This window comes from Streptomyces sp. NPDC013455, from assembly GCF_040632975.1.
In the GTDB taxonomy this organism is placed as follows: Bacteria; Actinomycetota; Actinomycetes; order Streptomycetales; family Streptomycetaceae; genus Streptomyces.
In genome coordinates, this window is the sequence record NZ_JBEYCX010000035.1 from 1 (window position 1) to 22,988 (window position 22,988).

Consider the following 22,988-nt stretch of genomic DNA (forward strand, 5'->3'; position numbering starts at 1 on the left):
GGCTGACCGTCCAGATCACCCACAGCTCGTCGCAGCCCCGGCGGATCGCCTCACCGATGTTCGCGTCGGTGACCCGCCCGTCCCTCAGACCAGCACCTTCTCCAGGGCGGCCAGCGCGGACCGCAGCTCCTCGGCCGTGATGGTCAGCGGGGGAGCCAGCCGGATCGTGGAGCCGTGGGTGTCCTTGACCAGGATCCCCTCGCGCATCAGACGCTCACTGACCTCGCGGCCGGTGCCGAGCGCCGGATCGACGTCCACGCCCGCCCACAGCCCGCGCGCCCGGAAGCCGGTCACACCCCTGCCGACCAGCTCGGCCAGCCCGTCCCGCAGGACCACCCCCAGCTCCGCCGCGCGGCGCTGGAACTCACCGGTCTCCAGCAGCTCGACCACGGCCGTGCCGACCGCCGCCGCGAGCGGATTCCCGCCGAACGTCGAACCGTGCTCGCCCGGGCGCAGCACGCCCAGCACCTCGCGCCGGGCCACCACCGCCGACACCGGCACGATGCCGCCGCCCAGCGCCTTGCCGAGCAGCAGCACGTCCGGGACGACCGCCTCGTGTTCGACGGCGAGGGTACGGCCCGTGCGGCCGAGGCCCGACTGGATCTCGTCCGCGATGAACAGGCAGCCCTTGCGGCCGGTCAGCTCCCGCACCCCGGCGAGATAGCCGTCGTCCGGGATGAGCACGCCCGCCTCGCCCTGGATGGGCTCCAGCAGCACCGCCGCCGTCGTCTCGTCCACCGCCGCCTCCAGCGCGGCCAGGTCGTTGTACGGCACGACCCGGAAGCCGGGGGTGAACGGGCCGAAGCCGGCGCGGGCCGTCTCGTCCGTGGAGAAGCTGACGATGGTCGTCGTACGGCCGTGGAAGTTCTCCGCCGCGACGACGATGGTCGCCCGGTCCGCCGGGACGCCCTTCACGTCGTACGCCCACTTGCGGGCCACCTTGATGCCGCTCTCCACCGCCTCCGCTCCGGTGTTCATCGGCAGCACCATGTCCAGGCCGGTCAGCTCCGCGAGCCGCTCGGCGAACTCGGCCAGCCGGTCGTTGTGGAAGGCGCGGGAGGTGAGGGTGAGCCGGTCCAGCTGGCGGTGGGCCGCGTCGATCAGCGCCGGGTGCCGGTGGCCGAAGTTGAGGGCGGAGTAGCCGGCCAGCATGTCCAGGTAGCGGTTGCCCTCGACGTCCTCCACCCAGGTGCCCTCGGCCCGGGCCACGACCACGGGCAGCGGGTGGTAGTTGTGCGCGAGAACCGGCTCCTCCGCGCGGATGAGGGCGTCGGACGTACGGGTGCGCGCGGGTGCGGTCATCAGCGGATCTCCTGGGTGCAGCACTTGATGCCGCCGCCGGCCTTGTGGAACTCCGACAGGTCGACGGGGACGGGGACGTAACCGTGGTCGGCGAGGCGCTCGGCCAGCGCCTCGGCCCTGGGGGCGATGAAGACGTGCCGGCCGTCGGAGACGGAGTTCAGCCCGAAGGCCATGGCGTCCTCCCGGGTCGCGAGCACCGCGTCCGGGTACAGGCGCTGCAGGACCTCCCGGCTGCCCGGCGAGAACGCCTCCGGGTAGTAGCAGACGTTGTCGTCGTCGAGGACGAACAGCGCCGTGTCCAGGTGGTAGAAGTACGGGTCCACCAGCGTCAGGCCGATCACCGGGTGGCCGAGGAACTCCTGCGCCTCCCGGTGCGCCTCGCGCGTGGTGCGGAACCCGGTGCCGGCGAGCACGTACCGGCCCGTCCACACCAGGTCGCCCTCGCCCTCGGTCACCGACTCCGGGCGGTACACGTCGTAGCCCGCCGCCTTGAACCAGGTGTCGTAGTGCTCGGACTCCGGGCGGCGCTCCGGGGCGTGGAACAGGGAGCCGAAGACCCGGCCGCCGACCACGAACGCCGCGTTGGCGGCGAACACCATGTCCGGCAGGCCGGGGACCGGCTCGACCGCGTCGACGGCGTGGCCGTGGGCCCGGTAGGCGCGGATCAGGTCCTGCCACTGCTGCTGGGCCAGGTCGACGTCGACGGGCCGGTCGGGATGCATCCAGGGGTTGATCGCGTACTGGACGGCGAAGTGTCTGGGTTCGCAGACGAGGAAGCGCCGGGAACGCGGCACACGACGTTCGGACACAGAGGGTTTCCTCCGCTTTCCTGTGTGTCACTGAGGGGTGACACCACGGTAGAAAGGGAGGAAGACGATCGACAAGCGATAAAAGCTGCGTGGATGTGCAGCATCGCTGCGTTGTTTCCCATGGTGACGCACGACTCCTGCGTGCCCCGGGGTCACTCGGGGGCCGGATGGGTGGCACCCGCTTCCGGGCTTTCCGGGAGGAGGTGGGACAGCACCATCACGCTGATCGTCTTCCGGATGAACGGCTCGGCGCGGATCCGCTCCAGCACCTCCTCGAAGTGCTCCACGTCCCGGGCGCGCACGTGCAGCAGCGCGTCGGCGCCGCCGGTCACCGTCATCGCCGCAGCGATCTCCGGATGGTTGCGGACCACCTCCGCCAGGCGCCGGGGCGGGGCCGCGCCCTCGCAGTACACCTCGACGTACGCCTCCGTGCGCCAGCCCAGCGCGGAGGGCTTCACGGTGGCCGTGAACCCGGTGATCACACCGGTCTCGCGCAGCCGGTCCACGCGCCGCTTGACCGCCGTGGCGGACAGCCCGACGTCGGCGCCGATCTCGGCGAAACTGGTGCGGGCGTTCGCCATGAGCGCCGTGATGATCTTGCCGTCGAGGTCGTCGAAGGACGCAGCCCTGCTGTTCATGCGGGCACTGTAATCAGCCGGCCCGCGCGGGCGGTGCTACGACTGGGTGACGACCATGGCGAGCGTCAGCAGCCCCAGCACCACCCAGCCGAACCACAGCCAGCCGTTGCTGCCCAGCGCGACCGTGTAGGCCGTCACCAGGACGAGCCCGCCGACGGTCATCGCCCCCATCGCCTTGGTGGAACCGTTCGTGGAACCGGGCATCGCGACACCCTCCTCATGGTCCGTCCAGACCATGGTGCCCCGAATGCCGCCCGGACGGGATACGGCGGACCGGTCCGGCCCTCAGCCCTCGCGCGTGCTGAGCGAGGCCAGGTAGGCGTTGTACGCCGCCAGCTCCTTGTCGCCGTCCCGGTCGGCGGCCCGGTCCTTGCGCTTGGCCTGCCGCTGCTCGGAGCGGTACCACTGGAACAGCAGGGCGATCAGCACCAGCACCGAGGGGATCTCGCTGAAGGCCCAGGCGATGCCGCCCGCCGCGCTCTGGTCGGACAGCGCGTCGATGCCGAGCGAGGCCGGCGGGTGCTCGAAGGTGCCCACCATCGGGGTCGACGCCATCATCAGCGCGATGCCGAAGAAGGCGTGGAACGGCATGCCCGCGAAGAGCTCGAGCATCCGCATCAGATGACCGGGCCGGTGCGGACCGGGGTCGACGCCGATGATCGGCCAGAAGAACACGACACCGACCGCGAGGAAGTGGACCATCATCGCGACGTGCCCGGTCCTGGAGCCCATCAGGAAGTCGAAGAGCGGGGTGAAGTACAGGGCGTACAGGCTCGCGATGAACAGCGGGATGGTGAACGCCGGGTGGGTGATGATCCGCATGTACCGGCTGTGCAGCAGCATCAGCAGCAGCTCGCGGGGGCCCTTGCGGCCCTGGCCGGCGGTCGGCAGCGCGCGCAGCGCCAGCGTGACCGGGGCGCCGAGCAGGATCAGGATCGGCGACAGCATGCTGATCACCATGTGCTGCACCATGTGCACGCTGAACATCACCATGCCGTAGTCGTTCAGCCTGGTGCACATCACCAGCGCGATGGTGAGCACGCCGATGACGTAGGAGACGGTCCGGGACACCGGCCAGGCGTCCCCGCGCCGCCGCAGCCGCAGCACGCCCCAGCCGTACAGGGCCAGGCCGGCCACGCAGGCCACGAGGAAGAAGGGGTCCGCCGACCACTGGAGCCCCCGTCCCAGCGTGAACGGCGGCAGATCCATCATCATGCCGTGCCCGCTGTGGTCCATCCGGCGGCTCCTGATTCGTGGGGGTTGTGCGGTTCGTCCGCCCACAAGAGTAGAACCGCCCCTGGTCGGCGCTGCGACCGGGGGCGGTTCGTTCAGGTCCGGACTACCGCCTCACAGGACGCACTCCGCCTCGTCGTACCGCTGCGCGGGGACCGTCTTCAGGGTCTCCACGGCCTCCGCGAGCGGAACCATCACGATGTCCGTCCCGCGCAGGGCCGTCATCTTGCCGAACTCGCCGCGGTGCACGGCCTCCACCGCGTGCCAGCCGAACCGGGTGGCGAGCACCCGGTCGTACGCCGTCGGCGTGCCGCCCCGCTGGACGTGCCCGAGGATCACCGGACGGGCCTCCTTGCCGAGCCGCTGCTCCAGCTCGACCGACAGCTGCCGGGCGATCCCGGCGAAGCGCTCGTGGCCGTAGATGTCCTTGCCGCCCTCGTCGAACTCCATGGAGCCGGGCCGCGGCTTGGCGCCCTCCGCGGCGACGACGATGGCGAACCGCTTGCCGGCCTCGAACCGCTCGCCGACCTTCCGCGTCAACTCGTCGATGTCGAAGGGCCGCTCGGGTACGACCACGGCGTGGGCGCCGGCCGCCATGCCCGAGTGCAGCGCGATCCAGCCGGTGTGCCGGCCCATGACCTCCACGATCAGCACGCGCTGGTGCGACTCGGCGGTGGTCTTCAGCCGGTCGAGGGCCTCGGTCGCCACGGTCACCGCGGTGTCGAAACCGAAGGTGACGTCCGTGACGGCGATGTCGTTGTCGATGGTCTTGGGCACGCCCACGATGGGCAGGCCGTTGTCCGACAGCAGCCGGGCCGCCTTCAGCGTGCCCTCACCGCCGATCGGGATGATCGCGTCCAGGCCGAGTTCCGCGACGTGGCCCCTGGCCCGCTCCACCCCGTCCCGCAGGTGCTCCGGGCGGACCCGGGAGGAGCCGAGGATGGTGCCGCCGCGGGCCAGGATGCCGCCCACGGCGTCGAGGTCGAGCTTCAGATAGTCGCACTCCAGGAGGCCCTTCCAGCCGTCCCGGAAACCGATGACCTCGTCGCCGTGGTCGGCGACGGCACGGTGCACGACGGACCGGATGACGGCGTTCAGGCCGGGGCAGTCGCCGCCGGACGTGAGGACACCAATGCGCATAGCCCGATTTACCTTCTCAACGTGGGCCGGGTAACCGGACCACGTTGTCCGGCGGATTCCCGGTCACCCTACCGGCGGAAGGGGGTGGCTCCGTAGCGGGCGTCCGCCTGCTGGACGTGCCCGCACATGTGAGCGGACGGACCGTCAGGCGGGCCCGCCGGGAGTCTGCCGGACCACGCTGAACACCCGCTGAACGACGGGTTGCGCGGGCACCGCGCGGCTGGTCCCACGCGGTGCCCGCGCGGTGCCCACGAGGTGCCTACGCGGGCTGCTGCGCGGCCGCGATGCGCTCGTCGCGCAGGGCCTCGTACCAGCGGTCGTCGATCGGCGGCAGCGCGTTGACGTCGAGCGCCAGCTTCAGCAGCAGGTCGGCGATCTGCGGGTTGCGGGCCAGCACCGGTCCGTGCATGTAGGTGCCGAAGACGGTCCCGTTGTACGCGCCCTCCGTGCCGTCCCCGGTGCCGTTGCCCTTGCCGATCTTGACCCGGGCGAGGGGGCGGGCGGTGGGGCCGAGATGGGTGACGCCCTGGTGGTTCTCGAAACCGGTCAGCTGGGGCAGTCCGAGCTGCGGGTCGATGTCGGCCAGCACGTCACCGACGCACCGCTCGCCCTCGCCGCGCACCGAGACCACGTCGAGCAGGCCGAGGCCCGGCTCCCGCTGGCCGAGATCGTTGATGAACTCGTGGCCCAGGATCTGGTAGCCGGCGCAGACGGAGAAGACGATCGCGCCGTTCTCCACCGCCCGGTGCAGGTGGCCGTCGCGGCGCAGCCGCTCGGCCGCGAGCCGCTGCGGCCGGTCCTCGCCGCCGCCGATCAGGTAGATGTCACCGGAGGTGGGGATCGGCTGGTCGCTGCGCACGTCCAGCCGGGCCACGTCCAGGCCGCGCTGCCGGGCCCGCCGCTCCACGACCAGCGCGTTGCCCTGGTCGCCGTAGGTGCTCAGCAGGTCCGGGTAGATCCACACCAGCCGCAGTTGGTTGTCGCTCATGAGGTGGTCGCCCTTCGAAGATCAGTTGCCGACGCGGCGGCGCAGGTCCTGGAACGCGGTGTAGTTCGCGATGACCTCGATCCGGCCCGGCGGGCACATCTGCACGGCCTGGTCGAGGGTGTCGCAGACCTGGAAGTGCTGGTTCGCGACCTCCAGACGGACCGCGAGGTCCAGCTTCCGGTCGCCGATCACGAAGATCGGGTGGCCGGTCAGCCGGGTGTAGTCGACGTCCCACAGCCAGGAGGTGTCGGTGCCGTCGGCGCCGCGGGCGTTCACGGACAGGATCACCGGCGCGGGCGGCGGGTCGATCAGGGAGAACGTCTCCAGCCAGCCGGCCGGGTTCTTGGCCAGCAGCAGCCGGAGGTCGCGGTCCTGGAACTGGACGACGTCGTACCGTCCGGCCACGGCCTGCACCTGGTACATCCGCTCCAGGGCGACCTGCGGCGGCACCCCGAAGACGGCGGCGACGGCCGCGGAGCTGGCCGCGTTCGCCTTGTTGGCGCGGCCCGGCAGCTGGAGGTGGATCGGCCAGGCGGAGCCGTGCGGGTCCAGCACGTGGTCCTGGGACAGCGCCCAGCTCGGCGTGGGCCGGCGGAAGCCGCACTCGCCGCAGAACCAGTCGTCGCCGGGGCGCTGCATCACGCCGCCGCACGACGGGCAGGACCACGCGTCCTCCTGCCACATCTGACCGGCTGCGACCCAGATCACATTCGCCGAGGAGGACGCGGCCCACACGACCAGCGGGTCGTCGCAGTTGGCGACGATGACCGCCTTGCTGCCGGCCAGGCCCTCACGCCAGTTCTCGGCGAGCATGCGGGTCTCGGCGGCGCGGTCCAGCTGGTCCCGGGAGAGGTTCAGCAGGGCGATGCACTTCGGGTCGGTGTCCCGGGCCACCCCGGCCAGGTACTTCTCGTCGACCTCGATGACGCCGAACTTGGCGTCCGAGCCGCCCGCCAGCGCCGAGGTGATGCCGGCCGGCATGTTGGCGCCGAGCGCGTTGGACACGACCGGGCCCGCGGCGCGCAGCGCCTCGGCGATGAGCCGGGTGGTCGTGGTCTTGCCGTTGGTGGCGGAGACCAGGACGACGTCCAGATTCTGGGCGAGCCGTCCGAGCAGGTCGGGGTCGAGTTTCAGTGCGACCCGGCCACCGATCACCGACCCGCTGCCGCGCCCTGCGGCGCGGGATGCCGCGGCGACCGCCTTGCCCGCGGTCACGGCCAGCTTGGCCCGCGGCGAGAGCGGGTCCGAGTTGCCTGCCATCAGTTCTCGATCCTCCTTGCGTACGCGCCGCGCCTGGGGCCATCCGGCAACGTGGTGTGGGCCTCAGCCTATCGAGATCCATTCGCACACCCGAATCCCGGCCCACGCCTTCGGCGGCGGGCATGAGCTGAACGAACCGTACCCTTGCCGCCATGCGACACGGATCCATTGCGGGCGCCCGCGGGCGCGTCCGGCCCCTCACCCTGTTCGGCGAGGCACCGCTCGGCCGGCCCTGCCGGGACGTCACCGACTTCGGTCCCGAGCTCGCGGCCCTCGTGGAGGACCTGTTCGCCACGATGTACGCGGCGCAGGGGGTGGGCCTGGCCGCGAACCAGATCGGGGTGGATCTGCGGGTGTTCGTGTACGACTGCCCGGACGACGAGGACGTGCGTCACCTCGGTCACGTGGTGAACCCCCGCCTGGTGGCGACGGACGGCGTGGTGGTCCGGGGACCGGAGGGCTGCCTCTCCCTGCCGGGTCTGGAGGCGGGGACCGAGCGCTACGATCACGCGGTGGTCGAGGGCTTCACGATGACCGGAGAGCCGGTCACCGTCCACGGCACCGGCTTCTTCGCGCGGTGCCTGCAGCACGAATGCGATCACCTGGAGGGCACGGTGTACGCCGACCGCGTCACGGGCTGGCGCAGGCGCAGACTGCTGAGGCGGATCGCCCGGGCTCCCTGGGGAAGGTGAGCGGAGTCACCCGGGGGCGCGGGGCAGCGCCGGCCCCGGCGGTCCGGCCGCGAGGGCGCGCCGGCCCCGCGTACCCGCGGCCGGGAACGGTCCTCAGAATCCGGGGCCGCCTATCCGGTCCCCGGCGGCCGCCAGCCGGCCCCACAGCAGATCGGCGAGGGAACGCACCAACTCGCGGCGGGAACAGGGCCGTTCACCCAGCCACCAGTCCCCGGCGGCATGCATCATGCCGACGATCCCGTGGCCCCACACCCGGGCGAGCCGCTGGCTCTCCGGTCCGAGGTCCACGCGCTCCTCGATGACCTGCGCCAGCTCCTCGCCCATCCTGCGCAGCAGCGGCGCGCTGTGCTTGCCGACGTCGAAGCCGTGGTCCCCGCCCGCGCTGCCCTCCGCCGGGTGCATGAGGAACCGGTACACCTGGGGCCGCGCCTCGATCGCGGCGAGGTAGGTCTCGAGCGTGGACTCGACCCGCTCGCGCCGGTCGGCGGGAGCGTCCAGCGCCGCCCGCAGGGAATCGAGCAGCGCGTCGGTGTGCCGTTTGGCAAGCGCTGCGTAAAGACCGCCCTTGTCGCCGAAGTGGCGGTACAGGATGGGCTTCGTGATACCCGCTTCCGCGGCGATGGCGTTCATCGACGCCTGCGGGCCGTCGCGCAGCACCACCCGGTCGGCGGCCTCCAGCAGCTCGCGCCGTCGGCGGTCGGCGGACCGCTGCTGATCGGTCCGCTGTGTGGTGTCCATGTGCTCTCCCCACCCGTGCTGATTCGGTGACGCCTGCGCAAACTAACACTGACTGTGCTTCCGACATCGAACGGGATGCCGAGCGTCATCGGCGGTTGACATTTCCTACCGGGCGGTAACAGACTCCCGTTACCGCTAGTAACACCGCACCGCGCCGCTGGAGGGGACATGGCCGAGTTCACCATGGAGCTGAACGACGAACAGATGGAAGTCCGGGACTGGCTCCATGGCTTCGCCGCGGACGTGATCCGGCCGGCGGCGGCCGAGTGGGACGAGCGCGAGGAGACTCCCTGGCCGGTCATCCAGGAGGCCGCGAAGGTCGGCATCTACTCCCTCGATTTCTACGCGCAGCAGTACTTCGACCCCACCGGGCTCGGCATCCCGATGGCCATGGAGGAACTGTTCTGGGGCGACGCGGGCATCGCCCTCTCCATTGTGGGCACCGGCCTGGCCGCCGTGGGCGTACTCGCCAACGGAACCGAGGAACAGATCGGCACCTGGATCCCGCAGATGTACGGCGACCAGAACGACGTCAAGGTCGCCGCCTTCTGCTCCTCCGAACCCGACGCCGGCTCCGACGTCGCCTCCATGCGCACCCGTGCGGTGTACGACGAGGCCAAGGACGAGTGGGTGATCAACGGCACGAAGACCTGGGCGACCAACGGCGGCATCGCCAACGTCCACGTCGTCGTCGCCGTCGTCGACCCCGAGCTGGGCTCCAAGGGCCACGCCTCCTTCATCGTCCCGCCGGGCACGCCCGGACTGTCCCAGGGCCAGAAGTTCAAGAAGCACGGCATCCGCGCCTCGCACACCGCCGAGGTCATCCTCGACAACGTGCGCGTCCCCGGCTCCTGCCTGCTCGGCGGCAAGGAGAAGCTGGACGAGCGGCTGGCCCGGGCCCGGGAGCGGGCGAAGGCCGCCGGCGGCGAGCGCGTGAAGAACGCGGCGATGGCCACCTTCGAGGCCTCGCGGCCGGCCGTGGGCGCCATGGCGGTGGGCACCGCCCGGGCCGCCTACGAGGTCGCGCTCGACTACGCGATGACCCGCGAGCAGTTCGGACGGCCGATCATCGACAACCAGGGCGTGGCCTTCCAGCTGGCGGACATGCGGACGCAGATCGACGCGGCCCGGCTGCTGGTGTGGCGGGCGTCCTGGATGGCGATCAACGGCAAGCCGTTCACCGCCGCCGAGGGCTCGATGTCCAAGCTGTTCGCGAGCGAGACGGCGAAGAAGGTCACGGCCCAGGCCATACAGATCCTCGGCGGCAACGGTTACACCAGGGAGTACCCCGTCGAGCGCATGCACCGGGACGCGGCCATCTACACGATCTTCGAGGGCACGAGCGAGATCCAGCGGCTGGTGATCGCCCGCACCCTCTCGGGCATGCCCCTGCGCTAACGGTGCCGGAGCGGGGTCAGCTGCTCGATGTCGTACTTGGCCCGCAACGCCTCGATGGCCTCCTGGTCCGGGGGGCCGCCGTTGCCGAGGATCTCCAGCAGCTCCTCGAAGTAGCGCTCGTGATCCGGCGGCGGACAGGCCTGGAAGAACATCTTCGCCGGGCTCTCCGTCGGGTTCGCGAAGGCGTGCGGACACCCCGGCGGTACGACGATGACCGTGCCCGGTGTCGCCCGCACCACCCGGCTGCCCGAACGCGACTCCCACGACCGCCAGTCGTCGGGGGTGCGGACGCGGGGCTCGAAGGCGAGCACGTCCAGTTCGCCTTCGAGGATGTAGAACAACTCCTCACTGCGTGAGTGCACATGGGCGCCGACGTCGAAGCCCGGCGGGACCTCCACCTCGAAGGTGGAGGCCATCCGGGAGTGGGCGCCGGTGACCTTGAAGGTCACCCGTTGGGCCGGCGTCGCGACGACGCGGCCGTGACCCGGCGGTACGTACAGTCCCTCGGTCTCCGTCATGGGCCGCTCACCAGGTCACCGGCAGGGCCTCGGGACCGCGGATCAGCGCGCCCTTCCTGAAGGGCACCTGGTCCGGCGGTACGGCCAGTCTGAGGCCCGGCACCCGGTCCAGCAGGGCGTCCATCAGCAGCTCCTCCTCCAGCCGGGCCAGCATCCCGCCGGGGCAGTAGTGCGGCCCGAAACCGAACGCGACATGCGGGTTCGGGTGGCGGGAGAGGTCGATGCTCTCCGGATCGGGGAAGACGTCCGGGTCGCGGTTGGCGGCCAGGTACGAGACGTACACCGGATCGCCCGCGCGGATGCGGACGCCCGCGATCACCACGTCCTCCAGGGCGATCCGGGACAGGCCCACCGCGTTGCGGTGCGGGATGTAGCGCAGCAGTTCGTCGATCGCCCGGGGGCGGATCCCCGGCCGGGCGCGCAGCCGTTCCAGCAGGCCGGGGCGGGTCAGCAGCAGGTAGAACATCTGCCCGCTGTTGGCGGTGACCGCCTCGCCCCCGATCTGGAGGAGGACGGCGAGCCCGACGGCCTCCTCCAGCGTGATCTCGCCGCGGCCCACCGCGGCACCGAGCAGCGAGGTGACGTCCTGCCCGGTGCTGTTCTCGCGCAGTCCGATCAGGTCGGAGAAGTACGCGGCCATCTCCCGCTTCGCCCGCTCGCTGACCTCCTTGCCGTGCGCGGAGGACAGGATCACCTGCGTCCAGACGTGCATCCCGTGCCGGTCGCCGGCCGGGACGCCCATCAGCTCGCAGATCACCGCGATCGGGAACGGGCCGAGCACCGCCGCGGTGAGGTCCGCGGGCGGACCGCCCCGCAGCAGCTCGTCCACCAGCTCGTCCAGCACGGCGCGTGCCTTCAGCCGTACCCGCTCCACGCCCTTGGCGGTGAACGCGCCGGCCACCGAGCGGCGCAGCCGGGTGTGGTCGGGCGGATCGAGGAAGCCGACGGCGTCCCGGTCCGGGATGAAGTGCGGGGCGAGCCGGGTGACCTGCCGGTCCATGACCGCCGCCCGGCTGAAGCGGGGGTCGTTGGTCACCGCGCGCACGTCGTCGTACCGGGTGACCAGCCAGGCCCAGCCCTCCCCGTTGGGCAGCTGGACGCGGGTGACCGGGCCCTCGGACATCAGCTCGCTCAGCACCGGGTCGAAGTCCGTCCCGGTGAGGTCCTGCGCCGGCCAGTGGCGGATCGGCGGCCGGATCTCGGGGAGGGTCGTCTCCTGGATCATCGCCGGTCCCCGTCCGGGCCGACCCAGCGGCCCACCGTCATCTCGGCGGTGATGCCGGGGCCGAACCCGGCGAGGAGTCCACGGTCGCGGTCCGCCGCGCCGCCCTCCTCGAACAGCCGGCGCAGCGCGTCCAGGACGACGGCGCTGGCGATGTTGCCGTACTCGGTGAGCGTGGCCCGGCTGAACCGGAACGCGTGCGGGTCGACCTGCAGGAAGGTGCTCAGGTCGTCGAGTATTCGGGGGCCGCCGGCGTGGATGATGTAGAAGTCCAGGTCGGAGGCGTCCCAGCCGTGCATGCCGGCCAGGTCCTTGAGTGCGGGGGCGAGCGGCTCCATCGTCGTCGGCACCCGCTTGTCGAGCAGGAAGTGGAAGCCGGTGGCGCGGACGTCGTAGGCGATCCAGTCCTCCGTCTTCGGGATCAGGTACGAGCCGTTGCGCTCCAGCCGGACCCCCGTGCCGCCGTTGCCGCGCACCACCGCCGCGGCGATGCCGTCGCCGAACAGTCCGTTGGAGAGCAGCGAGCCGACGCCGAGGTCGGTGGGCTGGTAGCACAGCGAGCAGAACTCGCACGCCACGATGAGCGCGTTGGCGTTCGGGTAGGCCGAGCAGAAGTCGTGGGCCCGGTTGATCGCCGCACCGCCGGCCGCGCAGCCCAGCTGGGCGATCGGGAGCTGGCGGGTGGTGGCGTCGAAGTCCATCTCGTTGATCAGCCAGGCCGTCAGCGAGGGCATCATGAAGCCCGTGCACGACACGTAGATGATCACGTCGATGTCGCTGGTCAGCAGCTCGGCGTCGTCGAGCGCGCGCTGGATCACCGCGGGGACCCGGGCCTTCGCCTCGGCCTCGTAGAGCTTGTTGCGCTCCTCGAAGCCCGGGTGCTTGAGGGTCTCCTCGATGGGCTGCACGATGTGCCGCGTCTTGACGCCGGTGTTCTCGATCAGCCTCAGCGCCAGTGGCAGTTGGGGGTGGTCCGGGTGGCGGGAGCGCGCCAGCTCCAGCGTCTCCTCCATCGTGATCACGTGCTCCGGGACCGACACCGAGGGTCTGCACAAAGTCGCCATGAACCGTCCCTGCTTTCCGCTGTCCGGAAGGTGGTCCACACCTCTTGGGTGCTCCACCCACCGTCACCCGGGAGGACGACGATCTCGCGTTGGATTACTCCGAACCGGGGACCCCGGCCTCCGGCTCGGAGGGCGATTCATGCCGCCGGACGAGGGAAAACGCGGAGACGACCGTTACGGCGCCCCACTGCTGTGCGCGATGCACGCCACGTCGATGCGGTCGGCCAGCTTCGCCAGCTCGATGGTCAGCGCGGCGACCGTGTCCTCGTCCAGCCCCTGCTCCCCGGCCTCGACGAGGTGCAGCCACCGCGCACCCACGGTCCGCAACAACTTACTCACGTCGGCCGCGGACACCTGCAGGGCGCCGCGGTCGTCGACGATCAGAGGCAGGGTCACTTCGCGGTTCACAAAACGGGATGGTAGCCGCGCAGCGCTCACGCACCCTGCCAAACCGTGGTGATGTTGCAGAACTCCCGGATTCCGTGCCCGGACAGCTCACGCCCGTACCCGGACCGCTTCACGCCGCCGAACGGGAACGCCGGATGGGAGGCGGTCATGCCGTTGACGTACACCGCACCGGCCTCCAGGTCCCGGGCGAACCGCTCCACCTCGTTCTCGTCCCGGGTCCACACGTTGGAACTCAGTCCGAACGGCGAGTCGTTGGCGATGAGGACCGCCTCGTCCAGGTCGTCCGCCCGGTAGAGCGTGGCGACCGGCCCGAACGCCTCCTCGCGGTGGATGCGCATCTCGCGCGTGATGCCGGCGAGGACGGTCGGCGGGTAGTACCAGCCGGGTCCGTCCGGCCGCCGGCCGCCGCACAGCACCTCGGCGCCGCTCCGCCTGGCGTCGTCCACCAGCTCTTCCAGGTCGTTCCTGCCCTGCTCGCTGGCGAGCGGACCGATGTCGGTGTCCTCCGCCAGCGGGTCGCCCGTCCGGAGCGCCTCCATGCCGGCGACGAACTTCTCGGCGAACGCGTCGTAGACGTCGGTGTGCACGATGAACCGCTTGGCCGCGATGCAGGACTGCCCGTTGTTCTGCACGCGTGCGGTCACCGCGACCTCGGCCGCGCGGTCCAGGTCCGCCGAGGGCATGACCACGTACGGGTCGCTGCCGCCCAGCTCCAGCACCGTCTTCTTGATCATCTGCCCGGAGGTGGAGGCGACCGCCCGGCCCGCCGGTTCGCTGCCGGTGAGGGTGGCGGCCTTCACACGTTCGTCGCGCAGGACGTCGTCCACCGCTGCGGAGCCGATCAGCAGCGTCTGGAAGCAGCCCTCCGGGAAACCGGCCCGGTGGAACAGGTCCTCCAGGTACAGGGCCGTCTGGGGAACGTTGGACGCGTGCTTGAGCAGGCCCACGTTGCCCGCCATCAGCGCGGGCGCGGCGAACCGGACCACCTGCCAGAGGGGGAAGTTCCAGGGCATCACCGCGAGCACCGGGCCGAGCGGCCGGTACCGCACCCGTACGCGCGAGGCCCCGGAGTCCCGCACATCGGCCTCGGCGGGCTCCTCGTCGGCCAGCAGCGCCTCCGCGTGCGCGGCGTACCACCGCATCGCCTTGGCGCACTTCGCGGCCTCCGCACGGGCCTGCTTGACGGGCTTGCCCATCTCGGTGGTCATGACGCGGCCGATCTCCCGCTGGTCCTCGTCCAGCAGGTCGGCGGCCTTGTTCAGCAGCTGGGCGCGGTCGGCGAACGAGGTCGTCCGGTAGGTGCGGAACGTGGCCTCGGCGAGCTGGAGCCGGCGTTCCAGCTCCTCCTCGCCCATCGGCTCGTACGTCTTGAGCGTCTCGCCGTTCGCCGGGTTCACCGTCGCGATGGGCATGGCTGGCCTCCCTGGGAGCGGGCTTGTCTCGACCTTCGCGCGCGGCCCCGCACGCCGCAACGCGACAGGTCCCCCGTCAGAGCGAGTGCTCGGCCAGCCGGTCGAGAAACGCGGCCTGTGCCGGGATGATCACGGCCCGGGCCCGGTCGGGGGTGAACCAGGCCACCCGGTCCAGCTCCGGGAACTCCTGCGTCCGGCCGGACCTCGGCGGCCACTCCATGGTGAAGGTCCCCGGAACGATCGTCTCCGGGTCGAGGTCCGCCGCCACCGCCCACGCCGTGACGATCTTGCCGTTGGACTGCACGACCTCGCCCAGCGCCAGGGCCTCCCCGTCCGGCGGCGCCAGCCCGAGCTCCTCCTGGAACTCCCGCCGGGCGGCCTCCCAGGCCGGCTCCTCCGGGTCGTACTCGCCCTTCGGCACGGTCCACGCTCCCGCGTCCTTCTTCGCGAAGAACGGGCCTCCCATATGGCCGAGCAATACCTCCAGCCCCTGATCGGTGTGTCGGAACAACAACAGTCCGGCGCTGCGCTTCGTCGTCCGCACGGTCACGGCCTGACCTCCGGGTGGGCTGCCAGCAGGGCCTCCACGGTATCGGCCTCCTCGGGGCGCTTGTCCTCGCGGTAGCGGACCACGCGGGCGAAGCGGAGGGTGACACCGGCCGGGTAGCGCGAGGAGCGCTGGAGGCCGTCGTAGGCGATCTCCACGACCAGTTCGGGACGCACCCGGACCCCCCAGCCCTCGTCCGCCACGGCCAGCCCCCGCAGCTTCTCGGTCTGCCAGGCGAGCACCGCGTCCGTCATGCCCTTGAAGGTCTTGCCGAGCATCGCGAAGCCGCCGTCCGCGGTGCGGGCACCGAGGTGCAGGTTGGACAGCTTGCCGGTGCGGCGGCCGTGGCCCCACTCGGCGGCCAGCACCACCAGGTCCAGCGTGTGGACGGGCTTGACCTTCAGCCAGGACGCGCCGCGCCGGCCCGCGCTGTACGGCGCGTCCAGCGCCTTGACCACCACACCCTCGTGGCCGCGGGCCAGGGTCTCGGCGAGGAACCGTTCCGCCTCCGGGGTGTCCGCCGGGCCCGCGGCCACCGTGCGCCGCACCCGCATCGGCTCCGGCACCAGCCGGGCCAGCTCCGCGTGCCGCTCGGTGAACGGCAGGTCGAGCAGGTCACGGCCGTCGACCGAGAGGGCGTCGAAGAAGACGGGGGAGACCGGGGTCTCCCCGGCGGCCTTCGCGACGTCCGTCCGGGAGCCGACGCGGCCGGCCGTCTCCTGGAAGGACCGGGGCCGGCCCCCGGCGTCGAAGGAGATCACCTCGCCGTCCAGGATGAACCGCTCGCCCGGCAGGCCCAGCGCGGCGGCCGTCACCTCGGGCAGCCGGTCGGTGATGTCGTCCAGGGTGCGGGTGTGGATCCGGACCGTGCCGCCGTCCCGGTGGACCTGGACCCGGATCCCGTCCAGCTTCTCCTCCACCGCGCACGCGCCCAGCTTCCGCACCGCCTCGGCGACCGAGGACGCGCTGTGCGCCAGCATCGGCAGCACCGGGCGGCCCACGGTGAGCCGGAACCCCTCCAGCGCCGCCGGTCCCTCGCCGAGCAGGGCCCGGGCCACCGTCTGGAGCGATCCCGCGAGCATCACCGCCCGCCGTACGTCCGCCGGGTCCGCGCCGGTGGCCTGGGCGAGGCCCTCCACGGCCACCGCGTCGAGGGCGCCCTGCCGCACCTCACCGGTGAGCAGGCCGAGCAGGAAGCGCTGCTCCTCCTCGGTCGCCGCGCCCATCAGCTCGCCGACGATCCGGGCCCGCTCCGCCTGGGAGCCGGGCCCGGACACCGTGCCCAGCTCGCTGAGCGCCGCGTCGACCTCCCGGACCGTGAGGCCGGGTTCGGCGGCGGGCGGCACCCGGCGGCCCAGCACCTTCCAGCCGACTCCGAGCCGGCCCTGGGGCAGCCGTCCGGCCAGGTAGGGGATGACGATTGGCACGTCGTCCGCCTCCGCGTCCCGGAACAGCTCCGCGAGCAGCGCGGTCTTGCGCGACCGTGCCGCCGTCGCGGCGACCTCCCGCGACACCTCGGCCAAGCGGATCAGGAGCATGCCCCAAGGGTGCACCGGGGAAGCGGGGTCTACACCCCCGCGGCGGCGTCGAGGTCGGCCATCAGGAGCTCCGCGTTGATCGCCGCCCCCGCGCGGTAACCCCTGCTCGCCGCGTTGATCACCTGTTCGGTGAAGCCGCTCGCGTTGCCCGCCGCCCACAGTCCGGGCACGCTCGTCAGGCCCCGCTCGTCGATCACCGGGTAGCTGCCGAACGGGGTCTCGGTCAGCTCCGCGCCGAGCCGGACGAGCAGGTCGTTGCGGGGGACGGCGCGCGGGGCGGCGTACAGCACCTCCAGGTCGTGGACCGTGCCCGCCGCCGAGGGTGCGCCGCCGGCGGTCCGGACCCCGGTGAGCCGGTCGTCGGTGACGACGAGACCGGTCACCCGGCCGGGGACGACCGTGACCCCGGCGGCGGCCAGCCGGCGCAGGTCCTGGCCGGTCAGCCGGTCCTCGCTCACCTCGTGCAGGAAGAGCCTCACGTCCTTCGACCACTGGGTGACCATCAGCGCCTGGTGCACGCCGAGCGGCGAGGTGGCGAGGACCCCGGTCGGCAGGTCGCGCGCCTCCCAGCCGTGGCAGTACGGGCAGTGGAGCACGTCCCGGCCGAACCGCTCGGCGAGCCCCGGCACCGGCGGCAGTTCGTCCTTCAGGCCGGTGGCGACCACCAGCTGCCGGGCCCGTACGGTACGGCCGCCCGCCAGGACGACGGTGAAGTCCGCCGCACGGGTCGCGTCCACCACCCGGTCCCGCACCAGGTCCACCCCGTACCGGGCGGTCTCCGCGCGCCCCACGGCCAGGAACTCGGCCGGGGACATGCCGTCCCGGGAGAGGTACCCCTGCATGTGGGCGGACGGGGCGTTGCGCGGTTCGCCCGCGTCGACGACCAGGGTGCGGCGCCGGGCCCGGCCCAGCACCAGCGCGGCGGACAGGCCGGCCGCGCCGCCTCCGACGACCACGACCTCGTAGTCGTCCCCGTTCCTTGCGTGCTTGTCGGTCATGGTGACCACCTCCGCCCCCGACGGTCGCCCAGATCCCGCGGTATTGACAAACTCCTTTGCCGAACCTGCAATACCGGTATGACGACCGACGACGTCCTTGCCGAGGTGGGCCCGCGGCTGCGGCGGATCCGGAAGGACCGGCAGGTGACCCTGACGGCGCTGTCCGAGGCCACCGGCATCTCCGTCAGCACCCTGTCCCGGCTGGAATCCGGACTGCGCAGGCCCAGCCTGGAGCTGCTGCTGCCCATCGCCCAGGCCCACCAGGTCCCGCTCGACGAACTGGTCGGCGCGCCGCCGGTCGGCGACCCGCGGGTGCGGGCCAAGCCGATCGTGCGGCACGGGCGGACCATGTACCCGCTGACCCGGCAGCCGGGCGGGCTCCAGGCCTACAAGGTGATCGAGCCGCAGCGCGCGGCGGAGCCGGACCCCCGCACCCACGAGGGCTACGAGTGGCTGTACGTGCTCTCCGGGCGGCTGCGGCTGGTGCTGGGCCGGCACGACGTCGTGCTGTCGGCCGGGGAGGCGGCCGAGTTCGACACGCGCGTGCCGCACTGGTTCGGGTCGGCGGGGGACGGGCCGGTGGAGTTCCTGAGCCTGTTCGGGCCGCAGGGGGAGCGGATGCACGTCCGGGCGCGGCCGACGTCCCGGAAGTGACGGGGACACCTGTTCCCTGATCGGCAAGCGACCGCTTAGTATGCGACCGACCCGGTCAGACGAAGCAGTCCGTGGAGGCCCCGCATGCAGGCATGGCAAGTGCACGAGAACGGCGAACCGGGCGAGGTGATGCGCCTGGCACAGGTGGAGCGCCCCGCACCCGGTGACGGCCAGGTGCTGCTGAGGGTGCGCGCCGCCAACATCAACTTCCCCGACGCGCTGCTCTGCCGCGGCGAGTACCAGGTGCGCCCGCCGCTGCCCTTCACGCCGGGCGTGGAGATCTGCGGCGAGACCGAGGACGGCCGCCGGGTGATCGCCAACCCCGCGCTGCCCCACGGCGGCTTCGCCGAGTACGCCCTCGCCGACGCCCGCGCCCTGCTCCCGGCGCCCGAGTCGCTGGACGACGCCGAGGCCGCCGCCCTGCACATCGGCTACCAGACCGGCTGGTTCGGCCTGCACCGCCGCGCCCGCCTCCAGGCCCGGGAGACCCTGCTGGTGCACGCCGCCGCCGGTGGCGTGGGCAGCGCCGCCGTCCAGCTCGGCAAGGCGGCCGGGGCCCGGGTCATCGGTGTCGTCGGCGGTGCCGACAAGGCCGCCGTCGCCCGCGAGCTGGGCTGCGACGTGGTGGTCGACCGGCGCGCCGAGGACGTCGTCGCCGCCGTGAAGGAGGCCACCGGCGGCCGGGGCGCCGACGTCGTCTACGACCCCGTCGGCGGCGGCGCCTACGCGCAGTCCGCGAAGCTGGTCGCCTTCGAGGGCCGGATCGTCGTCGTCGGCTTCGCCAGCGGCACCATCCCGACCCCCGCCCTCAACCACGCCCTGGTCAAGAACTACTCGATCCTCGGCCTGCACTGGGGTCTGTACAACACCAAGAACCCCAAGCTGGTCCAGCACTGCCACGAACAGCTCACCGAGCTGGCCGCCCAGGGCGCCGTCAAGCCGCTGGTGAGCGAGCGCGTGCCGCTCACCGAGGCGGCCGGCGCCGTCCAGCGGGTCGCCGACGGAGTGACCACCGGACGGGTCGCCGTCGTGCTGGAGAACGGAGCCGCCGCATGACCGACGCCGGAGACCTGCGCCGCCGCACCCGCGAGCTGCTGGCGCAGCACCCACCCGCGAGCACCGACCGCCTGGACTTCCTGCGGGCCCGCTTCGACGCCGGACTCGCCTGGGTGTACTACCCGGAGGGCCTCGGCGGACTCGGCGCCCCGCGCTCCCTCCAGGGCGTGGTCGACGCCGAACTGGCGGCGGCCGGCGCGCCCGACAACGACCCCCGCCGCAACGGCATCGGCCTCGGCATGGCCGCGCCGACGATCCTGAAGTACGGCACCGAGGAGCAGAAGCGCCGCTACTTGCGGCCCCTGTGGACCGGGGAGGAGGTCTGGTGCCAGCTCTTCAGCGAGCCCGGCGCCGGCTCCGACCTGGCCGCGCTCGGCACCCGGGCCGTGCGGGAGGGCGAGGACTGGGTGGTCAACGGGCAGAAGGTGTGGACCTCAAGCGCCCACCTCGCCCGCTGGGCCATCCTCATCGCCCGCACCGACCCGGACGTGCCCAAGCACCAGGGCATCACCTACTTCCTCTGCGACATGACCGACCCGGGCGTCGAGGTACGGCCGCTGCGCCAGATCACCGGCGAGGCCGAGTTCAACGAGGTCTTCCTCACCGACGTGCGCATCCCCGACGCCCGCCGCCTCGGCGCCGTGGGCGACGGCTGGCGGGTCGCCCAGACCACGCTCAACAACGAACGCGTCGCCATCGGCGGCATGGCCCTGCCCCGTGAGGGCGGCATGATCGGCCCGGTCGCGGAAACCTGGCGGGAACGCCCCGAACTGCGCACCCACGACCTGCACCAGCGGCTGCTGAAGCTGTGGGTGGAGGCCGAGGTCGCCCGGTTCACCGGCGAGCGGCTGCGCCAGCAGCTCGTCGCCGGCCAGCCCGGACCCGAGGGCGCCGGCATGAAGCTCTCCTTCGCCCGCCTCAACCAGGAGATCAGCGGCCTGGAGGTGGAACTGCGCGGCGAGGAGGGACTGCTCTACGACGACTGGACGATGCGGCGCCCCGAACTCGTGGACTTCACGGGCCGCGACGCCGGCTACCGCTACCTGCGCGCCAAGGGCAACAGCATCGAGGGCGGGACCAGCGAGGTCCTGCTGAACATCGTCGCCGAGCGCGTCCTGGGCCTGCCCGCCGAGCCGCGCACCGACAAGGACGTCGCCTGGAAGGACCTCGCCCGATGAGCACACAGCCGGACCTGCTCTACACCGAGGAGGAAGAGGCGCTGCGCGCCGCCGTCCGCGACCTGCTCACGGACCACTGCTCACCGGCCGACGTGCTCGCCCGCACCGCCTCCGGCACCCCGCACGACCGCGGCCTGTGGAAGTCCCTCGCCGAGGGCATGGGCCTGGCAGGGCTGCTGATCCCGGAGGAGCAGGGCGGCCACGGTGCCTCCCACCGCGAAGCCGCCGTCGTCCTGGAGGAGCTGGGGCGGGCCGTCGCCCCCGTGCCGTACCTCACGAGCGCGGTCGTGGCCACCGAGGCACTGCTCGCCTGCGGTGACCGCGAGCTGCTGGGCCGGCTGGCCTCCGGGCGCACCATCGGCGCCCTCGCGGTGGGCCTGCACACGGCGCCGGGGGCCGACCTGAGGCCCGTGCACGTCGAGAACGGCACCCTGCACGGCGAGTTGACCGGCATCGCGGACGCGGCCGCCGCCGACGTCCTGCTCGTCCCGGCCGACGACGGCGGCCTGTACGCCGTCGCCGCGGACGCCGTGACGGTCACCCCGCAGGTCTCGCTGGACCTGACCCGCCCGCTCGCCACCGTCACCCTCACCGGCGCGGCCGGCCGCCGAGTCGGCGACGCCGCGCCCGCCGTGCGCCGTGCCCTGCGCGCCGCCGCCGGACTGCTCGCCTCCGAGCAACTCGGCCTGGCCGATTGGGCGTTGACCGAGACGGTCCGGTACCTGAAGGAGCGCAAGCAGTTCAACCGGCCGGTCGGCGGCTTCCAGGCGCTCAAGCACCGGCTCGCCCAGCTCTGGCTGGAGGTGGTCAACCTCCGGGCCGCCGCACGCGCCGCGGCGGACAGTCTGGCCACCGGGGAGGACACCGACATCACGGTGGCCGTCGCCCAGTCCTACGCCGCCCCCGTCGCCGTGCGCACCACCGAGGAGGCGCTCCAGCTCCACGCCGGGATCGGCATGACCTGGGAGCACCCGGTCCACCTGTACCTGAAGCGGGCCAAGGCCGACTCGATCGCCTACGGCACGGCGGGAGCCCACCGCGCATCGCTGGCCGCGTTGATCGACCTCCAGGCTCCCGTGCCGGCGTAGGCGGACCCGGCCGGTGAGGGCCCGGCGCGCGGTCCCGTGCGCCCGGGCGGGCCGCGCCGCCCGGCCGGACAAGTGAACACAGGGCGAACTCCCTGCCGGGTGGGGTCGGTTGGCGGTGTGCCGCGCGCATACTCCCTTCGGCCCCATCCGGCACTCCCAGGGAGGCAGCGCATGGCCCTCATCACCCGCCGCAGAGCCCTCACCGCCTTCGGCACCGCCCTCGCGGGCACGCTCGCCCTGCCCGCGAACCGCGCGTCGGCCGACCCCGCGAACCGCGCGTCGGCCGACGTGCCCGAGCGCCACCCGCGCCCGCTGTGGCAGGCCCACGCCCACAACGACTACGAGCACCCACGGCCCCTGTACGACGCCCTCGACCACCGCTTCGGCAGCGTCGAAGCCGACATCTTCCTCGTCGGCGACCAGCTCCTCATCGGTCACGAGCCGTCCGACCTCGACCCCTCCCGCACGCTGGAGTCGCTCTACCTCGAACCGCTCGCCGCCCGCGTCGAGGCCAACCACGGCTCCGTCTACCGGGGACGGCGACGGTCCCTCCAGCTCCTCGTCGACATCAAGACCGAGGGTTCGTCGACCTACCTCGAACTCGACCGCCACCTGCGCCGCCACCCGCACCTGTTCACCCGGTACGCGCACGGCCGCGTCCACCCCGGCCCGGTCACCGTGGTCGTCTCCGGCGACCGTGCGGCCCGTACCCCCATGGCGGCGCAGACCGAGCGCCGCGCCTTCTACGACGGCCGGCTCGCCGACCTCGGCGGCCCCGCACCGGCCTCCCTCATCCCGCTGATCAGCGACAACTGGACGCACAACTTCACCTGGACGGGAACGGGCGCGTTCCCGGACGCCGAGCGGCGCAAGCTGCGGGGCATCACCGGCGCCGCCCACGCGCGCGGGCAGCGGGTCCGGTTCTGGGCCACCCCCGACACCGCGGGCCCGGCCCGGGACGCGCTGTGGACGGAACTGCTCGCCGCCGGGGTGGACCACCTCAACACCGACGACCTCCCGGGGCTGGAGAACTTCCTCGACGCCCACACCTCCGCGTGACACCACACGATCGGAGGACACGTCAGCCGCCCGGACGAAGCCTCCGCT

24 protein-coding genes are annotated in these 22,988 nt (G+C 72.3%); 7 read left to right on the forward strand and 17 right to left on the reverse strand.

The features are described 5' to 3' along the window. Window positions 1-84 precede the first annotated feature (84 nt). The 8 genes from rocD to ABZ576_RS33045 form a co-directional block, all read right to left on the reverse strand. Window positions 85-1,302, reverse strand: coding sequence for an ornithine--oxo-acid transaminase (gene rocD, locus ABZ576_RS33010; RefSeq protein WP_360749345.1), 1,218 nt, complete (start codon window positions 1,300-1,302; stop codon window positions 85-87). Continuing rightward, on the reverse strand, window positions 1,302-2,111 hold the full coding sequence (gene ddaH, locus ABZ576_RS33015; protein WP_360749348.1) for a dimethylargininase: 810 nt from the start codon (window positions 2,109-2,111) through the stop codon (window positions 1,302-1,304). The genes rocD and ddaH overlap by 1 nt, the downstream gene beginning before the upstream one ends. A 152-nt stretch (window positions 2,112-2,263) precedes the next feature. After that, complete coding sequence (locus ABZ576_RS33020; protein WP_360749351.1) at window positions 2,264-2,749, reverse strand: Lrp/AsnC family transcriptional regulator; 486 nt, start codon at window positions 2,747-2,749, stop codon at window positions 2,264-2,266. Between the two features lie 36 nt (window positions 2,750-2,785). Beyond that, a complete protein-coding gene (locus tag ABZ576_RS33025; protein ID WP_360749354.1) occupies window positions 2,786-2,953 on the reverse strand; it encodes a hypothetical protein in 168 nt (55 codons plus the stop codon). Window positions 2,954-3,034: 81 nt separating this feature from the next. Further along, window positions 3,035-3,985, reverse strand: a complete 951-nt coding sequence (locus tag ABZ576_RS33030; protein WP_360749357.1) for a cytochrome c oxidase assembly protein — start codon at window positions 3,983-3,985, stop codon at window positions 3,035-3,037. Window positions 3,986-4,096: 111 nt separating this feature from the next. Beyond that, the gene (locus ABZ576_RS33035) at window positions 4,097-5,122 is read right to left on the reverse strand and encodes a 6-phosphofructokinase (RefSeq protein WP_360749360.1); all 1,026 of its coding nucleotides are present in this window, start codon (window positions 5,120-5,122) and stop codon (window positions 4,097-4,099) included. Between the two features lie 259 nt (window positions 5,123-5,381). Beyond that, window positions 5,382-6,110: a glutamine amidotransferase gene (locus tag ABZ576_RS33040; RefSeq protein WP_360749362.1), complete on the reverse strand. Its 729-nt coding sequence runs from the start codon at window positions 6,108-6,110 to the stop codon at window positions 5,382-5,384. A 21-nt stretch (window positions 6,111-6,131) separates the two neighbouring features. Beyond that, a complete protein-coding gene (locus tag ABZ576_RS33045) occupies window positions 6,132-7,370 on the reverse strand; it encodes a MurT ligase domain-containing protein (RefSeq protein ID WP_360749365.1) in 1,239 nt (412 codons plus the stop codon). A gap of 152 nt (window positions 7,371-7,522) precedes the next feature. Between ABZ576_RS33045 and def the strand changes: the two genes are divergently transcribed. Further along, on the forward strand, window positions 7,523-8,062 hold the full coding sequence (gene def, locus ABZ576_RS33050) for a peptide deformylase (RefSeq protein WP_360749368.1): 540 nt from the start codon (window positions 7,523-7,525) through the stop codon (window positions 8,060-8,062). A gap of 93 nt (window positions 8,063-8,155) precedes the next feature. Here def and ABZ576_RS33055 read toward each other — a convergent pair whose 3' ends face one another. After that, window positions 8,156-8,800 (reverse strand): TetR family transcriptional regulator, encoded by a 645-nt coding sequence (locus tag ABZ576_RS33055; RefSeq protein WP_360749371.1) that lies wholly within the window; start codon window positions 8,798-8,800, stop codon window positions 8,156-8,158. Between the two features lie 168 nt (window positions 8,801-8,968). On the opposite strand from ABZ576_RS33055, the gene ABZ576_RS33060 reads away from it, so the two are divergent. After that, window positions 8,969-10,198, forward strand: a complete 1,230-nt coding sequence (locus ABZ576_RS33060) for an acyl-CoA dehydrogenase family protein (protein ID WP_360749374.1) — start codon at window positions 8,969-8,971, stop codon at window positions 10,196-10,198. Here ABZ576_RS33060 and ABZ576_RS33065 read toward each other — a convergent pair. The 8 genes from ABZ576_RS33065 to ABZ576_RS33100 form a co-directional block, all read right to left on the reverse strand. Beyond that, window positions 10,195-10,716: a cupin domain-containing protein gene (locus tag ABZ576_RS33065; protein ID WP_360749378.1), complete on the reverse strand. Its 522-nt coding sequence runs from the start codon at window positions 10,714-10,716 to the stop codon at window positions 10,195-10,197. The two genes, ABZ576_RS33060 and ABZ576_RS33065, sit on opposite strands and share 4 nt — an antisense overlap. A gap of 7 nt (window positions 10,717-10,723) precedes the next feature. After that, window positions 10,724-11,938: a cytochrome P450 gene (locus tag ABZ576_RS33070; protein WP_360749443.1), complete on the reverse strand. Its 1,215-nt coding sequence runs from the start codon at window positions 11,936-11,938 to the stop codon at window positions 10,724-10,726. After that, entirely contained in the window at window positions 11,938-13,002 is a 1,065-nt protein-coding gene (locus ABZ576_RS33075) for a type III polyketide synthase (RefSeq protein ID WP_360749380.1), read from the reverse strand. Before ABZ576_RS33075 ends, ABZ576_RS33070 begins: the two co-directional genes overlap by 1 nt. A 174-nt stretch (window positions 13,003-13,176) precedes the next feature. Beyond that, window positions 13,177-13,410 (reverse strand): DUF6213 family protein, encoded by a 234-nt coding sequence (locus ABZ576_RS33080; protein ID WP_360749383.1) that lies wholly within the window; start codon window positions 13,408-13,410, stop codon window positions 13,177-13,179. A gap of 26 nt (window positions 13,411-13,436) precedes the next feature. Beyond that, window positions 13,437-14,822, reverse strand: coding sequence for an NADP-dependent succinic semialdehyde dehydrogenase (locus ABZ576_RS33085; protein WP_360749386.1), 1,386 nt, complete (start codon window positions 14,820-14,822; stop codon window positions 13,437-13,439). Window positions 14,823-14,898: 76 nt separating this feature from the next. Continuing rightward, a complete protein-coding gene (locus ABZ576_RS33090) occupies window positions 14,899-15,372 on the reverse strand; it encodes an NUDIX domain-containing protein (protein ID WP_360749389.1) in 474 nt (157 codons plus the stop codon). Next, window positions 15,369-16,907: an ATP-dependent DNA ligase gene (locus tag ABZ576_RS33095; RefSeq protein ID WP_360749392.1), complete on the reverse strand. Its 1,539-nt coding sequence runs from the start codon at window positions 16,905-16,907 to the stop codon at window positions 15,369-15,371. The genes ABZ576_RS33090 and ABZ576_RS33095 overlap by 4 nt, the downstream gene beginning before the upstream one ends. A gap of 29 nt (window positions 16,908-16,936) precedes the next feature. Beyond that, window positions 16,937-17,905 (reverse strand): NAD(P)/FAD-dependent oxidoreductase, encoded by a 969-nt coding sequence (locus tag ABZ576_RS33100; RefSeq protein WP_360749395.1) that lies wholly within the window; start codon window positions 17,903-17,905, stop codon window positions 16,937-16,939. Window positions 17,906-17,983: 78 nt separating this feature from the next. On the opposite strand from ABZ576_RS33100, the gene ABZ576_RS33105 reads away from it, so the two are divergent. The 5 genes from ABZ576_RS33105 to ABZ576_RS33125 all read left to right on the forward strand — a co-directional run bounded on the left by ABZ576_RS33105 (window position 17,984) and on the right by ABZ576_RS33125 (window position 22,940). Continuing rightward, window positions 17,984-18,559, forward strand: a complete 576-nt coding sequence (locus ABZ576_RS33105; RefSeq protein ID WP_360749398.1) for an XRE family transcriptional regulator — start codon at window positions 17,984-17,986, stop codon at window positions 18,557-18,559. A gap of 84 nt (window positions 18,560-18,643) precedes the next feature. Beyond that, window positions 18,644-19,615 (forward strand): NADPH:quinone oxidoreductase family protein, encoded by a 972-nt coding sequence (locus ABZ576_RS33110; RefSeq protein ID WP_360749401.1) that lies wholly within the window; start codon window positions 18,644-18,646, stop codon window positions 19,613-19,615. Continuing rightward, on the forward strand, window positions 19,612-20,793 hold the full coding sequence (locus tag ABZ576_RS33115) for an acyl-CoA dehydrogenase family protein (RefSeq protein ID WP_360749404.1): 1,182 nt from the start codon (window positions 19,612-19,614) through the stop codon (window positions 20,791-20,793). Before ABZ576_RS33110 ends, ABZ576_RS33115 begins: the two co-directional genes overlap by 4 nt. Continuing rightward, window positions 20,790-21,881 (forward strand): acyl-CoA dehydrogenase family protein, encoded by a 1,092-nt coding sequence (locus ABZ576_RS33120; protein ID WP_360749407.1) that lies wholly within the window; start codon window positions 20,790-20,792, stop codon window positions 21,879-21,881. The genes ABZ576_RS33115 and ABZ576_RS33120 overlap by 4 nt, the downstream gene beginning before the upstream one ends. Window positions 21,882-22,052: 171 nt before the next feature. Then, window positions 22,053-22,940: a phosphatidylinositol-specific phospholipase C/glycerophosphodiester phosphodiesterase family protein gene (locus tag ABZ576_RS33125; RefSeq protein WP_360749410.1), complete on the forward strand. Its 888-nt coding sequence runs from the start codon at window positions 22,053-22,055 to the stop codon at window positions 22,938-22,940. Window positions 22,941-22,988 lie beyond the last annotated feature (48 nt).